The organism is Nostoc sp. (genome assembly GCF_036916975.1).
In the GTDB taxonomy this organism is placed as follows: Bacteria; Cyanobacteriota; Cyanobacteriia; order Cyanobacteriales; family Nostocaceae; genus Nostoc.
The window spans coordinates 146,571-162,897 of the sequence record NZ_JBALFF010000080.1; the positions used below are offsets into that span (position 1 = coordinate 146,571).

Annotated in this window: 12 protein-coding genes; 6 read left to right on the forward strand and 6 right to left on the reverse strand. The window is 41.6% G+C overall.

What is annotated here, in order from left to right; translation table 11 throughout:
- Nucleotides 1–822: 822 nt before the first annotated feature.
- Complete coding sequence (locus tag V7K73_RS20225) at nucleotides 823–3,363, forward strand: beta strand repeat-containing protein (protein ID WP_334882417.1); 2,541 nt, start codon at nucleotides 823–825, stop codon at nucleotides 3,361–3,363.
- Between the two features lie 84 nt (nucleotides 3,364–3,447).
- Here the strand turns inward: V7K73_RS20225 and V7K73_RS20230 are convergent, their stop codons facing one another.
- Nucleotides 3,448–3,891: a TOBE domain-containing protein gene (locus V7K73_RS20230; protein WP_334882419.1), complete on the reverse strand. Its 444-nt coding sequence runs from the start codon at nucleotides 3,889–3,891 to the stop codon at nucleotides 3,448–3,450.
- Between the two features lie 331 nt (nucleotides 3,892–4,222).
- Between V7K73_RS20230 and V7K73_RS20235 the strand changes: the two genes are divergently transcribed.
- The 3 genes from V7K73_RS20235 (at nucleotide 4,223) to V7K73_RS20245 (ending at nucleotide 7,162) form a co-directional block, all read left to right on the forward strand.
- Complete coding sequence (locus V7K73_RS20235; RefSeq protein WP_334882421.1) at nucleotides 4,223–4,360, forward strand: hypothetical protein; 138 nt, start codon at nucleotides 4,223–4,225, stop codon at nucleotides 4,358–4,360.
- Complete coding sequence (locus V7K73_RS20240) at nucleotides 4,330–5,622, forward strand: APC family permease (protein WP_334882423.1); 1,293 nt, start codon at nucleotides 4,330–4,332, stop codon at nucleotides 5,620–5,622. The genes V7K73_RS20235 and V7K73_RS20240 overlap by 31 nt, the downstream gene beginning before the upstream one ends.
- A gap of 94 nt (nucleotides 5,623–5,716) precedes the next feature.
- The gene (locus V7K73_RS20245) at nucleotides 5,717–7,162 is read left to right on the forward strand and encodes an FAD-binding domain-containing protein (RefSeq protein ID WP_334882528.1); all 1,446 of its coding nucleotides are present in this window, start codon (nucleotides 5,717–5,719) and stop codon (nucleotides 7,160–7,162) included.
- 486 nt (nucleotides 7,163–7,648) lie between these two features.
- On the opposite strand, the gene V7K73_RS20250 is transcribed toward V7K73_RS20245, so the two are convergent.
- The 4 genes from V7K73_RS20250 to V7K73_RS20265 form a co-directional block, all read right to left on the reverse strand.
- Nucleotides 7,649–8,635, reverse strand: a complete 987-nt coding sequence (locus V7K73_RS20250) for a hypothetical protein (protein ID WP_334882425.1) — start codon at nucleotides 8,633–8,635, stop codon at nucleotides 7,649–7,651.
- A 95-nt stretch (nucleotides 8,636–8,730) separates the two neighbouring features.
- The gene (locus tag V7K73_RS20255; protein ID WP_334882426.1) at nucleotides 8,731–9,939 is read right to left on the reverse strand and encodes an MFS transporter; all 1,209 of its coding nucleotides are present in this window, start codon (nucleotides 9,937–9,939) and stop codon (nucleotides 8,731–8,733) included.
- Nucleotides 9,940–11,028: 1,089 nt separating this feature from the next.
- Nucleotides 11,029–11,838: a hypothetical protein gene (locus V7K73_RS20260; RefSeq protein WP_334882428.1), complete on the reverse strand. Its 810-nt coding sequence runs from the start codon at nucleotides 11,836–11,838 to the stop codon at nucleotides 11,029–11,031.
- Between the two features lie 266 nt (nucleotides 11,839–12,104).
- Nucleotides 12,105–13,616 (reverse strand): calcium-binding protein, encoded by a 1,512-nt coding sequence (locus tag V7K73_RS20265; protein WP_334882430.1) that lies wholly within the window; start codon nucleotides 13,614–13,616, stop codon nucleotides 12,105–12,107.
- Between the two features lie 674 nt (nucleotides 13,617–14,290).
- On the opposite strand from V7K73_RS20265, the gene V7K73_RS20270 reads away from it, so the two are divergent.
- Entirely contained in the window at nucleotides 14,291–14,536 is a 246-nt protein-coding gene (locus V7K73_RS20270) for a hypothetical protein (protein WP_334882432.1), read from the forward strand.
- A complete protein-coding gene (locus V7K73_RS20275) occupies nucleotides 14,517–14,798 on the forward strand; it encodes a hypothetical protein (protein WP_334882433.1) in 282 nt (93 codons plus the stop codon). Before V7K73_RS20270 ends, V7K73_RS20275 begins: the two co-directional genes overlap by 20 nt.
- Nucleotides 14,799–15,003: 205 nt before the next feature.
- Here the strand turns inward: V7K73_RS20275 and V7K73_RS20280 are convergent, their stop codons facing one another.
- On the reverse strand, nucleotides 15,004–16,242 hold the full coding sequence (locus V7K73_RS20280; protein WP_334882435.1) for a glycosyltransferase family 4 protein: 1,239 nt from the start codon (nucleotides 16,240–16,242) through the stop codon (nucleotides 15,004–15,006).
- Nucleotides 16,243–16,327: the final 85 nt, after the last annotated feature.

Genomic DNA, 16,327 nt, shown 5'->3' on the forward strand with positions numbered 1-16,327 from the left:
TTAACACGACTCGAAAACAGAAAACTTTAGTGAAGAGAATGCTGTCAAAGAAGACGCAAAGATTCTGAGAGGCAAAGATAAATCTCTGTATTCTCTTCCATATCTCCGTCTTATGTTCATTTTTCACCAATGATTTATATCTTTAGATAGATACGTAAAGTCAGCATCCCAATGAGTGATTAAATCTTTTCCCTCACCCCCAGCCCCTCTCCCAAAATTGGGAGAGGGGAGACATAATTCTAGTTACCCGAATCGTAAATGATGGGATTCGGGGTTAGGGGATGAGGGCAAACACAAAGTTTTTGCACCTGACGGGATGCTCCCTACGTACACAATCTGGAGAAAGCAATATCTAAGATGGTCACTGAGCGGCTAGTGAGGGGAGTCGAAGCATGTCGTACTCCTTGCCTACGGCACGCTCCGCGAACAAAGAAGCAAGCTAGCAAGAGCGTCTCCAAGAGTTGTGCGGGCTACGCTTACACAAAAACTTTACTTTGCACTTTATAAAGTTAACTATAACTTTACCATAATTACACTTACCCTATTGACACTACTTATATATTCATAAGAGTATCTAAGTGTTTTGAAAAATATCAAAGTCAAATCTTTTGACTAAATGATACCCAAAGATTGCTATCAACATAATTCGTAATTGAATTTCTTAATTACGAATTACGAATTACGAATTACGAATTACGAATTATGTGTCTCTTCATTGACACCAATGTACATCTGTGCGCCCTTACTTGGAACATGGAACTTCAAGCTCAGAACCTTAAAGCCCACTCCCTGACTAACAACAAATAAACACAGGAGAAAATCATGGCTAATTCATTCTTCAATCTCAGTGACTTGAATGGCACGAATGGCTTTAAAATTAACGGCATTGCAGTAGGTGACTTCTCAGGCAACTCATCAGTCAGCAATGCGGGAGACATCAACAACGATGGCATTGACGACCTGATTATTGGGGCATCTAATGCCTCCCCCAACGGCATCTCTCGGGCTGGGCAAAGCTATGTAGTGTTTGGGAGGACGAATCTGGGCAGTCGCGGCACCTTCTACCTCTCTAATTTGAATGGCACTAATGGCTTTTTCATTAACGGCATTGCAGCAAATAACCAGTCAGGCAACTCAGTCAGCAATGCAGGGGACATCAACGGTGATGGCATTGACGACCTGATTATTGGGGCATCTGGTGGCGACCCCAACATCAACTCTGATGCTGATCAAAGCTATGTAGTGTTTGGGGGCAAGAATCTGGGCAGTGGCGGCAGCTTCAACCTCTCTGATTTGAATGGCACTAATGGCTTTTTAATTAACGGCATTGTACCAAATAATGCAGGGGACATCAACGGTGATGGCATTGACGACCTGATTATTGGGGCATCTGGTGCCGACCGCAACAGCAACTCTGTTGCTGGGCAAAGCTATGTAGTGTTTGGGGGCAAGAATCTGGGCAGTGGCGGCAGCCTCAACCTCTCTGATTTGAATGGCACTAATGGCTTTATAATTAACGGCATTGCAGCAGGTGACTACTCAGGCACCTCAGTCAGCAATGGGGGGGACATCAACGGTGATGGCATTGACGACCTGATTATTGGGGCATCTGCTGGCGACGCCAACGGCAACTTTTATGCTGGGCAAAGCTATGTAGTGTTTGGAGGGAGGAATCTGGGCAGTGGCGGCACCCTCAACCTCTCTGATTTGAATGGCACTAATGGCTTTATAATTAACGGCATTGCAGCATATGACAACTCAGGCATCTCAGTCAGCAATGCGGGGGACATCAACAACGATGGCATTGACGACCTGATTATTGGGGCACCTTATGCCGACCCCAACGGCAACTATAGTGCTGGGCAAAGCTATGTAGTGTTTGGAGGGAGGAATCTGGGCAGTGGTGGCACCCTCAACCTCTCTGATTTGAATGGCACTAATGGCTTTATAATTAACGGCATTGCAGCAGGTGACAACTCAGGCATCTCAGTCAGCAATGCGGGGGACATCAACAACGATGGCATTGACGACCTGATTATTGGGGCAGTAGGTGCCTCCGTCAACGGCAAAGATGGTGCTGGGCAAAGCTATGTAGTGTTTGGGGGCAAGAATCTGGGCAGTGGCGGCACCCTCAATCTCTCTGATTTGAATGGCACTAATGGCTTTATAATTAACGGCATTGCAGCAGGTGACTACTCAGGCAACTCAGTCAGCAATGCGGGGGACATCAACAACGATGGCATTGACGACCTGATTATTGGGGCATCTGGTGCTTCCCCCAACGGCATCTCTAATGCTGGGCAAAGCTATGTACTGTTTGGGGGAAGGAATATTGCTAGTAGCAACACCTCTGTCAACCTGACTGGAACTCCTGGTGCAGATAACTTATTTGGTACACCTAGCAACAATATCATCGATGGGTTAACTGGTGACGATACCCTAACAGGCAACGGCGGTCAAGATAAATTTTTTATTCGCCTTGGCGATGGCAATGACACCATCACCGATTTTGGTGGCGTTGGCAAAGGTTCAAATCCTTCAGCAGCAGTGATTGCAAATGTTGACACCTTGCAATTTACAGGTAGTGGTTTAACTGCCCAAAATCTGCAATTAACTCAAAATGGTAATAACTTAGAAGTTACCTTTGAAAATGTGGCTTCTAACAAAGTCACTCTGCAAAACTTTAAGTTAGAAAACCTTGATAATCTGTTTCCTCCTCAAGTAAGCCTTGGGATTGGCAATATAGAGTTTGATGGGCAAGGCAACATCGCCGACAACTTTGATGTGTTCGATGCCAACTCTACTCAAGCTAGCATTTTCAACAAAAACACTGTCACCTTCCTCAATGACTTAAACAATAACATCGCAGGTTTTGACAACTCCAATGATGTGATTAATGGTCAAGGGGGTAACGATATTATCAATGGCTTGAGTGGCAATGACCTGTTGCGGGGCGGGTCAGGCGATGATATTCTCATCGGTGGCAAAGGCAATGATACTCTTGTGGGTGGCGCGGGTGCTGACAGATTCCTTTACAACACCGATGCTGCTTTTGCCCTGAGTGCTGTTGGTGTAGATGCGATCGCTGATTTCAACAGTTCCGAAGGTGATAAGATTATCCTAGATAAAACTACTTTTTGTGCGGTCGCTTCAAATCCAGGAACAGGTTTTAGCAATGCCAATGATTTTAAAATCACCAGTTCCGGGGCGACTAGCACGGCGAAAATTATCTACGACGCTGTGAGTGGCCAGTTGTTCTACAACCAAAATGGCAGTGCATCTGGTTTTGGTAGCGGTGGTCTATTTGCAACTCTCACGGGTGCGCCAACTCTGAGTGCATCAGATTTTATCGTGCAAGCGTAGGAGCATACAGAAATTCTGTTTTCTGAATTCTAAAGTCTGCTATAATTCATCTTTTTAAGCCCAACGCTTAAAATCAACGTATTTCTATTCTCTAGCGATGACAATATCGTTAGATTTAATCACTGCATAAGCTTCTTTTCCCGCAGATAGTTCTAACTCTTCTGCGGAAGCTCTAGTAATAATCGAGGTTAATTCTACTTTATGAATAATCTCTAAAGTCACTTCACTATTAACTGCTCCATAAACAACTCGTTTAACGATACCTTTAAGAATATTGCGAGAACTAACTTTTAGTGATTTCTTTTGAATAGTACTTTCTATATCAGGCTTTTGAATGTAAATATCTTCCTGTTTTTCCTGCTGAATTGATGGTGATATCGGTGCTGATGAGTGCTGATTAAGGCTACGCACGAGTTCCCGCAGAATCTCAGTTTTAGTTCGTTGAGACTGTTCGCAGAACTCCTCCAGAATCTTTCGCTCGTCCTCTGAGGTTTGAAATGTGACCCATCCTTGTTCTTTTCTTGGCATAATGTTATCAGTTTTAGTTATTCTTGGTATGATTCTACCAACTATCAATTCGATGTGTTGTTTTTAGGACTTACGCAAAATATCTCTCAAACTCTGATTTCTCCGTGTCCTCTGCGCCTCTGCGGTTCGTTATTCCGTGACTCGTGCGTAAGTCCTGGTTTTAATAAAAATATTTTTTTGGAAGCATTTTCTCCGTTTTTATAGAGAATTCCTCAACTAATCCCATACATTTAACTACATAAATATTTATTTTTTGTAGGGACAAAACAATTTGTTACTTAATATTAAGTGAGATCGCTAATTTTGTACCAACTTATTTGGTACAAAATCTATGCTGGCTTATTTTGGGATCAAAATTATGATTATCTGCAAGCCTTTGTGTCGTGATATCCTCACTGATGAACGCTACATCTTGCAATCTAAACAGGGAGATCAAAGATGTCCGCCACAAATTCTCCACCCCAACTGAAACGAGAGTTAGGGGTTGTTAGTGCAACCTTGATGGGACTGGGTTCGATTGTCGGGACGGGTGTATTTGTCACTATCGGGATTGCAGCAGGGATTGCTGGGCCTGCGGTAATTTTGGCGGTAGCAATTGGGGCAATTGTTGCCAGTTGTAATGGACTCAACAGCGCCCAGTTAGCAGCTAATCATGCTGTCAGTGGTGGCACTTATGAATATGGTTACAAATATCTTACCCCTGCTTTGGGCTTCACCGCCGGGTGGATGTTTTTGGTAGCAAAGACTGCCTCAGCCGCAACCGCCGCTTTAGGTTTTGCTGATTACTTGCTGAACGTTGGGGGTTTGAGTTCCAGTTGGGTAGTTCCTACAGCCCTCTTAGCTGTAGCGATGATGACGTTGGTTGTCTTAAGTGGTATCCGCCGCTCTAATGTAACCAATACGGTGATTGTGTCGGTAACGCTGCTATCTTTAGGCTTCTTTATCCTGGCTTGTCTACCCCGTGCTACTGAGGTGGGAATTAAGAATTTGACACCTTTTTTCACAACCTCCCCAGCAGCAGTACTTCATGCTAGCGCCTTGATGTTTGTCGCCTACACAGGTTATGGGCGCATTGCCACAATGGGAGAGGAAGCACGCTCCCCAAGAGAAACGATTCCGAAAGCGATGATTGTCTGTTTGCTGTTGACAATGTTGCTTTACATGGCAGTGGCGATAGTTGGTATTGGGGCTGTGGGGGCAGATGTCTTGAGTAATAGCACAGGGCAGACAGCAGCGCCCCTAGAAGTGGCAGTCCGCAGCGTTGCCGGTTCTGGTGGTGCTTTGGTTTTAGGGATTGGTGCGGTGACAGCTATGTTAGGCGTGCTATTGAACCTGATTTTGGGTTTATCTCGGGTGTTACTGGCAATGGGACGACGTTCAGATGCTCCAAAATTCTTAGCGCGGCTTAACCAAGAACAGACAACCCCATACTGGGCTGTGATATTTGTCGGAATAGCGATCGCTCTATTAGTACTGTTGGGTAATGTCAAAACTACCTGGTCGTTTAGTGCCTTTAGTGTTTTAATTTATTACGCAATTACCAGCTTCGCCGCCTTGCGTCTAACCCCATCAGAGCGACTCTATCCTGTATGGATAGGTTGGTTAGGTCTTGTAAGTTGCCTTTTTCTGGCTTTCTGGGTAGAATCTGCAATTTGGCAAGTGGGTTTAGGGTTGATTGTCGCAGGGTTAATTTGGCACAAAATTCGCCGAGCGATCGCTCAAGGATCATGAAGGGAGCAGGGGAAGAAGAAATTTATCGCCAGAATGATGTTCAATGGTACCACTAGCATTTAAGCTAGTACGGGTGAACTATATGTTGCATGGAATGTCTGACTTAATTCTGTTTTGGCATCGGCGCGATTTACGCATTTCTGACAATACGGGACTGGCTGCGGCAAAACAACAGAGTCCGAAAGTGGTGGGCGTGTTTTGTCTCGATCCAAATATTCTGGAACGGGATGATGTTGCTCCTGTGAAAATAACTTATATGATTGGCTGTTTGCAGAAACTCCAAGAGCGATATGCTGAAGTTGGTAGCCAGTTGTTAATACTCCACGCCAATCCTGTACAAGCGATACCAGCTTTAGCAGAAGCAATAAATGCCAAAGCTGTTTTTTGGAATTGGGATGTAGAACCTTATTCACAAGAACGCGATCGCACCGTTATAAATGCCCTCAAAGAAAAAGGCATTCAGTTTCTTAACCAAAACTGGGATCAAATTCTCAATTCCCCAGAGCAATTACGCACTGGTAGCAATCAACCTTACACAGTTTACACCCCCTTCTGGAAAAATTGGATTACCAAACCGAAAGCGAACCCAGTAGAAACTCTGCAAAATGTTGAGGGGTTAACAGAAACTGAACAGGAAATTGCTAAACTTGCAGGAGCCTTAACCCTACCTTCAGCGAAAGATTTAGGATTTATTTGGGATGGAGAATTGATTATTTCACCGGGAGAGGCGGCGGCGCAAGAACGGCTAGAAGAATTTACGGCTATTGCCATTACTGAATACCAACAACAGCGAAATTTCCCCGCAGTAGACGGAACATCGCAACTGAGTGCAGCTTTAAAATTTGGCGTAATTGGCATTCGCACCGTTTGGCAAGCCACGATAGAAGCACTAGAAAACAGCCGCAGTGAGGAAACAGCAGTTAATATTCGCACATGGCAACAAGAATTAGCTTGGCGGGAGTTTTATCAACATGCAATGTATAACTTCCCGGAATTAGCTGATGGTGCTTTCCGCGACACCTTTAAAAATTTTCCTTGGCAAACTAACGAAGAACACTTCCAAGCTTGGTGTGAGGGGAGAACTGGCTACCCCATTGTAGATGCAGCGATGCGCCAGATGAATGAAAGTGGCTGGATGCACAACCGTTGTCGAATGATTGTCGCCAGTTTCCTTACCAAAGACTTGCTAATTAATCCCCAATTGGGAGAAAAATACTTTATGCAGCGCCTAATTGATGGTGATTTATCTGCTAATAATGGCGGTTGGCAATGGAGTGCTTCTAGCGGCATGGACCCTAAACCTGTGCGGATTTTTAATCCAGCCAGTCAAACACAAAAATTTGATCCAGAGGCAGAATATATTCGGCAATGGGTATCAGAATTGCGGTCTGTAGATACAGAATATTTAGTTACTGGTAAAATTCCATCTTTAGAGCGTCATGCTGTTGGCTATCCTGAAGCTATTGTGGATCATAGAATACAGCAACAACAGTTTAAACTCCGTTATCAACAGCAAAAAACCCTTGGTAGTGGTGAGTAAAATTCTGAGTTTTTTAATGTTTATTTATAGCATGTCCAGCTAATCAACCTTCTTTCAAAAATGTTCGTAGTCAGGTAGGACTTACGCCAAATATCTCTCAAACTCTTATTTCTCCGTGTCGCGCCAGTTGCTTCTCCCAAGGGGAGACGCGCAAGGGACAAGTCTCTTAACCCGCAAGGACGCACTGGCTTCTCTGCGGATCTGCGGTTCGTTACTTTGTAACTCGTGCGTAAGTCCTATCATAAATTCAGTCCTGATTGTGTAAAGTCCTTTGGGCATATAACAGTCCTAAATCATTTGTGATTATATATCTCTTTTTTCTTTCTTTCCTTTCTTTTCTTTGCGTCCTTAGCGTACTTTGCGGTTCGTTTTCTTATTTATATTTTTCACGAATCAAATAGGATTGCTATAGCTGCGCTTCCCGCGTAGCTTCTCAGAGAAAAAACTAAAGTTATTACTACAAACCTATGGGTATTTTGACAAGCATCATATTACGTCTTGCTTGACATGTAAACGAGAAATTGTCCATAAGATGAGCAAGAAGATTAAGTAAATTACGCCAACCAGCCCAAACTCAATCAGAGGAATATAGGTTACTTCATAAATTCTGCCCAAGCCGCGTTCAGTCAGTCCATAAACGGCCATTACACTCACTAAAAAGGCTCCGTAGATAGTGCGTTTAGTCAAGATACTCACAGGTAAACCGTGGAGTTGAGTAAGTATTAAAATGCCAATAAAACCAAAGAGAAATGTTGGCCACTTGCTTTGTCCTAACATTAAAGATACAATTACACTATGTAAAACAACTGATATTTCTAAAGAAAATGTCCACCAACGATTTACATGGGTGCGGTTAAATATCAACGACGATTGCAGCAGAAGCAAGAACATATAGAGAAAACCAATTAAATGCTCCAAAGTCGCCTCCATTGGATGGTACCAAAAGGTATAGATAGCGGCGAAGGAGAAAAAGTAGCCGTGGTACAGCTTGATAATTTGCAAAAACTGTTGATGGAATGGAACAGAATTACCAAAAAACAAACCGCGTCGGGGCGTTTCTAAAATTAGTACGAATACCAGTAAAAGGACAACTGCACCTTGAGAAGCCCAAATTGAAGTATCTTGAGCTAGAGCATCGTACCAAATATAGGTTTGGAGAAAGTGGAAAGCGATGAATGCACCATTAATAGCAAGCATGAGGTAGTTAATCGGGTGCAACGCTGATTTGTATTTCAACTGCGATCGCTGCGCCCACAAGATACACCCCCAGATGCTAAACTGATGCCCCAGGTACATACCCCAAGCTGTCGCTCGACTCCAAAAGGTTGGTTGGGGAAGCTTCCAGTAATACCAGTTTAATCCTTGGTCAGGAAGTTTAGTGATGCTTGCAGGAATGCTCCCACCTAGCCAAATTGCATAGGTGAGGAGGATGCTTATAAAGATGCCTAAAAACAATACTCGCCGACCTGTCATAGTAATTCGTAATTCGTAATAAAAAGTGGGAAAAAAGGAGGATTTAGGAGGATCTAAAATTTTGCATACATCAGCCCTCACTTTTAAAAGATCCTCTAAGACCTAGATTGTGAGGCTACACGTTCTTTGTTTGGTTCAGATGCGTTTGTAGTCACTCGTGAACTAAGTGTCAAAGCTACTAGCATTACTAAAAATCCACTCAAAAAAGGAGCATGACTCCCAAATTTCATAAAACTAACCCCTGCCCAGGTTGGCCCACCGATGCGTGCTAAGGCAGAGCAAGAACTAGCAATACCTAATATTTCTCCTTGTTCTTCTGGGGGTGTCATTTGGGAAATCAGGCTATTTAATATTGGTTGGCTGACACTAATTCCCCATGCTACAAGCATGGTAGCGGCCAACACTAAAATTAAACTTTGTGAGAATCCAATTAACAGTAATCCCAAACCTAACCCTAATATCCCCAAGATAAGTAACTTTCTTTCACCGAAGTATTTCTTGAGAAATCCGATTAGTCCTCCTTGAATGATTGTGCTGACAATCCCCATGAAGGCAAAAAGATAACTAGTTTGTTGAGGCCCCCAGTTTAATTGCTGCTTTGACCATAAAGCCAATGTAGAGTCCATAGACGCAACAGCAAAGGTAACAAAAAAGTAGATGCCAATAAGCAAGCAAAACTGTGGACGCTGTGACAGTTGTAGCAAGTTCAGCCGTCGCTGACGGTAGCGATTAGCTTGGATTTTGGCTCTAGTCTCAGAATTTAGAGATTCTGGAAGTAACATCAAAGCACAAAGCAATGCTAATAAAGATAATCCGGCTGCGAACAACGACGGTAGATGAAAGTTAGCGTTGTCTCCATCGAACCCGATCAAAATACCTCCAATTGCTGGGCCGAGAATAAAACCAAGACCAAAAGCTGCTCCGATTATGCCCATGCCACGAGATCGATTAGCTGGCGTGGTAATATCTGCTATGTACGCCTGAGCAGTAGCAATATTCCCTGCCATAATTCCAGCAAGACTACGAGCAATAAACAAAATCCCTAATGAGTTGGCAAAACCTAACCCAGCGTATGCAATTACAGAACCTAATAAAGTAAGCAATAAAATTGGACGACGACCGTAGCGATCGCTAAACTTACCCCATAATGGTGCAAATAAGAACTGCATTAAAGAATAAATAGCTATAAGTAGTGTCGCTTCATTAGGTTTTGCTCCGAATTGTTCAGCATACAAAGGCAATATTGGCAAGATAATTCCGAAGCCGAGCAAGTCTATAAATACAGTCAAAAATATAACCAACATAGCCCTGCTATTATTTTTACTCTCCATAGTGCAATTCACTTTTATCAAAAGTAAGTGTAATATCGATTACCTGTGAGGTTGCGTATAACAAAAAGCTTAAATCTCAAGTCTGACTAAGCCTTATTTTATGCAGCTTCTTAGGGGAGCATCCCGTCAGGTGCAAAAACTTTGTGTTTGCCCTCATCCCCTAACCCCGAATCCCAAATGATGGGATTCGGCGAACTAGAATTATGTCTCCCCTCTCCCATTTTTGGGAGAGGGGCTGGGGGTGAGGGAAAAGATTTAAGCCAAAATTGGGATGCTCCCGCTTCTTAGAGAATTGGTATAACTATTAGGCAACACTTGCTCATAAAAGCCTATTGAACGCAACCAGTAATCATCTCAAGCAATATGATTGAATTTGAGTGTGGTTGAGCAAAATAGCATGGAACAATCCCACTATAAACATTAAGCCAATAATACTACTAATAAAAGCAACTATAACCTCGTGCTTCCGTATAGCTTTTTGTATCTTAGCGTCTATGATGTGTTCTAATTCTTTGTATGACATTTACTTTAATTCGGGTAAAACTAAGAATTATGTGAACCTTGCGTTTGACTGAAGTTTGAGTATGTCCAAAAAATTAAGCTTATTCAACGACAAATTCTTTTGACGCTTCCACAGTATTGAAATAATTCGTCATTGATAATAATACTCGCCTTTGGCAAGAAATAAGCTACGTAATTGTTAACTACAATCACTGTTAGGCGATTTCCGGAAAATAAATTATCTGATATACCGATTAAATTAGTTATGATTATCTATTGACAATATGGTTCAGATGAGCATTCTTGACCTAAGAGTGGATCTGGGAAAAAGCTTGTTTTAACTGACCTGGTGATTTCTTATTCAGAAATGTCTTGACCTAAGAACTCGTCACTCATAGCAGCATGAAAAAGCGAGTTTGCATCCCCCTGAATTTGCTAGCCAGAACGTCTTATAGATAGCCTTTTCCAGACCACCCCATCAAAAATTTTGGTGTGGGTTGCTGTACCCTCATTAATTACAAATTGCGTAGCTTGCTTATCGCTGGAGACGAGTATTACTAATTAGCAATTATTTGGCCAAGGGCGTTGGCGTAATTTTAAAACAACACCTGAAATACCAAAAGCTAATATCGCTAAGGTGAAATTTGGTTCAGGAGCTACAACAATACTTACCTGATTAATAGCCAAGGCGTATTGTGGAGCAGAACTGCTAAAAACGAGTCGTGAGATGTTTGCAGTGTCACTACGAACCCCCAAAAACACTGCCGAGTTATCTAATGCTAGCGACGAAGTACTAAGAACTGAGAAACTACCCAACAAATTATTGCTGCTATCAAAAGCGTTGATAAAAGTTTCAACTTCTAAATTACCAATATCTACAGCTATCTGAGTACCAGCGCCATAAACAGGCTGGGCAAAACTAATGCTCAAAGGTTCTCCGTTCCCCTGAGTCCGAGGATCGGGAGCGCCAGGAAGACGAGGTTGAAAACCTGTTGGGTCTATACCTCCAAAGAGAATAAAATCTCCTTGGGCGAAGTTAGTCCGAATGCCAGGTGGAGGTAACGTTTGAAAGATAAACGGTGGAGTAATCTGAGGATTTTTAGCTGGAGTTATATTTACATCTAAGCCTAAACCAGCTTGGGATGTTGTTGAAAATGAGTTAGGTAAAAAAACAGAAAAGTCAGGCGCAGAGGGATTGAATACTTTACCTAAACTTCCCCAATCAACTTCATCATTACTTCCTAAAAGGGCGCGTTCATTTACTAAAAATGTAGCTGCTTGAACTGGTAATGCGAGAACCGTTATTATTGCTGTAATTGCTGGGAAATATTTAACCGATAACTTGAATAATTGATTGATAGTAAATGCCACAAGCTTTACTCCTTAATTTTGTAAAATAATATCATCAAAATGGAATAATTCAACACTCAGGATCAGGCAGTGCGTTGCTCTGGTCGAGAGAGCTAAAGCAACTAGTCAATGGTTATGTTGCAAAAATTTTTTGAGAGTTAGCAGGCGAGAACTGATCCGATTTATACTTGTATCAGCCCAGCCTCTTTTTTTGCAACATAACTTTTACTCTGGGAACAAATTACAAAAAGTTTTAACTTGTGATGGAGTTGTGACTTTTAGGAATTTTACACGAACTGAATACTCACATTGGATGAGAGATTTTCAACTAAGGCAAGTTGATTTCCTAAGAAAGATAAGTTCCCGGTAGAGGTGTTGTAGGAAAAGTCGCTATTATTAGTACTACCAAACCCTAATTTAGAAACTTGGATTACGTCGCCCTGAGCAAAGTTGTAATCTTTGATGATGTCAACACCCTCCTTAGCACTGTTGAAAGTAAAGCTATCTGCACCAATGCCACCTGTAAGAACATCGTTACCTTCTCCACCGATGATGGTGTCATTACCTTCTCCACCGAAGATAGTGTCATTACCTAAGCCACCGATAATGGTGTCATTACCTAAGCCACCGATGATGCTGTCATTGCCTAAGCCACCGACTAATCGGTTATCTTGGCTATCGCCAGTAATGCTGTCAGCCTCATTTGTACCGAAGAAATCGTCAAAGTTGACTACATTGAATGTTAATGTTCCCAAACTAGGAACGTTATTGGCAGAGATAGTTTTGGCTTCTAGGTTAACGGTGGCAGATACCCCAGGCAAAGATTGAGACACATCTATAGTGTTATTAGCAACACTAGCATCAGCAATAACTGTTTCTACTTGAAAGACTTGATCTGTTCCAAATCCACCAGCTTTGATAATTGCCCCTACACCTGAGAAGGCGATCGCTTGACCTAGTTTGCTGTAGTCTGCTGTATCCAAGCCATCTCCGCCATTGATGCTGTCGTTACCGCGACTGCCGGTGAAGGTGTCATCGCCTGCACCACCTATCAACGTGTCATTTCCTAGTCCACCGTCAATCACGTCATTGCCACCTCTACCATCAATTAGGTCATCACCAGCCAAACCAGTTAATTGATTATTTTGACTATCGCCCTTAATGATGTCAGGGCCATTTGTGCCAATGACATTGGCAATGTTGGCTATTTTGAATGTTAGTGTTCCCAAACTAGGAATGTTATTGGCAGAGATAGTTTGGGCTTCTAGGTCAGTAGTGATAGATACCCCAGACAAAGATTGAGACGCATCTATGGTTTTATTGCCATCTTTGCCATTGATTATGGCAATAGATGCCCCAGACAAAGATTGAGACACAAATGATGTGGTGTTATTAACATCTTTAGTATCGATTATGGAATTGCCGATGAAAGATATCCCAGACGAAGATTGAGGTACATTTGTGGTGTTACTAACATCTTTACTATTGATTATGGGATTGCCGATGAAAGATATCCCAGACGAAGATTGAGGTACACTTATGGTGTTACTAACATCTTTAGTATTGATTACGGAATTGTTGATCAAAGATATCCCAGACGAAGATTGAGATACAGATGATGTGCTGTTATTAACATCTTTAGTATCGATTACGGAATTGTTGATCAAAGATATCCCAGACGAAGATTGAGGTACACTTGTGGTGTTACTAACATCTTTAGTATTGATAGTAGCTATTTGCTGCTTACTGAGAATATTGGAATTGGTTACACCAAAAACATTTAGAACCTCAATGGTCATGATATATACCTTTGTCGTTTTACAGATCAAATGTGCTTGATCGTTGTAATGCTTACATAAACCAAGGTCTTGAATTATAAATTTATGATGAAATCACCTGAGACATAATTAATGTTGTTTTATATATCTAATCAACTAAACATGCATAAGGATTCAGTTTTCCCAAAAATGCGTTATTCTGTCGGAAATATTCAGAAGTAATAGCATTAGGAATGATGTACTTTACAAACTATTTATCTTGTGAATCATAGTCAATAGGTCGTTTCAGCCTTTTGCTATAGGATTGCTATTTGATTTTGAACAAAATTAGGTACTGTAGGGTGGATTAGGCACATTACAGTACTATTAATAAAAAATATGGTAGTAAATCTACTAAACAGACTTGATATTACACCTAACAGAAATAAGCAACCTGTGAGGGGACAAGATAGGAAATCTATATGTTACTTATCTTATTTACGACATAGTGCGGCAGGAAAACACTTAAAAGGATAGGTCAACTTATTCTACACAAACAGCGATCGCATCTCAGATTTGTTTAGATAATTTTGGATATATTACCGCAAATGCGCTGATATTTTATTTTCGCCTCTTTATAAAATCCGCAAAAACACCGTTACGCTATTTGAACTTGTGATCAAAACTTAGAGCATCCAGTTTATTAGGGCGTGTTTATGACCAACCCTGTAAAGACGGTTATCGAAGTCAATTTAGAGATGGCTCTAGAAGTAGCTCAAGAATTGGAGCAAGCTCCATACACTCAACTCGGTACTTATTGCTTAGAGATTTTGCGGGAGATAGGATGTGCTGGTACTGAACTCCCCGTGAACTTACAAACTCGCGATCAGCAGCTAAACTTTATCACAGGCTTTGCGTCTTATGCTTTTGGGGAGGTACAAAATGTACAAAGCATTAATTGAAGATATATTTTCTGATCCAGAAGAGGCAGAAGAAACTACTTTTCCTGCCACAGATCAAGATTTGTTAATTTTAACAGAAAAATTTTTAGGATTTGAAATTCCTTCAAAGGTTTTCTTACAAGCTATAGCCATTGCTGATTACGATGGTGCAGCTGCTTTTCGCTACGTTGATAATTATTTGACAACTCTCAAAAATAAAAATAAACGTAAGCATAAGAAATTACTTCTGTTAGGTGCTTCAACTAAATTTGACAATAATTGATGTGTTTGTTTACAACCTAACCCTGAACCAATCCGATTTAGACAAGATAATTTGTACAGCCGATGTAGAGACATTGCATTACAACGTCTCTACACACATCTGTCCCACACCGACAACAAAGAACAATTAGAATTTATCTAGAAGCTAGTGGTGGGTTCTCTATTAAATCAAGCATTTTTATGTGTGTGCTAATTACTAATTAGTATTAATCTTTTTTAAGACACACTTGTTCATAACTTTTACCAGCAATATCCCAAGTGAATTCTGTTTCTACTAGTTGTCTGCCGTTGTCAGACAATTGTGAACGCAGATGTGGATGCTCAAATAGTTGACTAATAGCGGTGACGTACTCTGGCAATTTATTTGCTCGTAATGCCCGGAATGGATGATTAGCAACATCTACGGCTAGTCCTTCTAAACCGCGATCGCTAGCTACTATCGGTACACCAGCTGCCATTGCCTCTAAAGTTTTATTTTTAATCCCAAACCCAGTCCGCATTGGTACAACGCAAATGGTAGCTTGATGTAAATATTTTACCATCGAAGGCACACGCCCAATCACATTAATTCCTGGTTTTTGAGCAAGTGCTAAAACTTCTGACACCGGATGAGAACCGACAATATCGAAAGTTGTATCAGGATACAATTTTTGGATTTCTGGCAAAACTTCGTTGCTGAAAAAGCAGACAGCATCAATATTTGCCAAATTATCCATCGCCCCGATGAAAATTAAACGGTGTCCTCCTGGATCGGTGGTACGGTTGGGGAAAGAAACTAAATCTACACCATTGGGAATAACTGTAATTTCACTATTGGGGTTAAACTCTTGTAGTTGAATTTTATCTTCTTCTGTTGTCGCAACAATTGCCGAAAACTTAGCACAGTAGTTTTGCTCATAACGACGTAACAGTGGCAGATTAATTTTGTCTCTGAGGGAATTTTCGGAAATGCCCGTTGATAGTTGGTTTCGACAAGTAGCGTAAACTGAACTATGAATATTAACTATAGTTTTTAGTTGTTTGGGAAAATCCGTAGGCGTAGCCCGTCGTAGACATCGTACATAAACTTCATTGACGCTATGTTCGCAGGTAATTACATCACATTTCCCTGCTTCCACCCAGTTATCAATCCATGTTTGCATCTCAACTGAGTAGCGGTTGAGTACACTTGGTGGTGTTCCCTGTTGCAAAAATTTACTAAATCGCTGTATTTTCTTCAATATTCCGGTGGTTGCAGAATGTGGCGGGCGTTCAAAAATGGCTAGATAATCCACACAATCGCGTAATTCTGCTACTTCTGCGTCTGTAACATCGCCCTCGCGTTGAGTCACCAGGGTAATACTATGGCGTTGACTGAGATATTTAAGTAAATTAAATGTCCTGACTTGGGTTCCCCCGCGCGTTGCTGGGTAAGGAAAGGTGGAAGAGAGCATTAAAATGTTCATATAAGTGATGAATCAAATGTGATACATATACCATCACCCAAGCTACGTTTTTTGTCTTCCCGTGCTCAATAACAGCCTGCCTTAA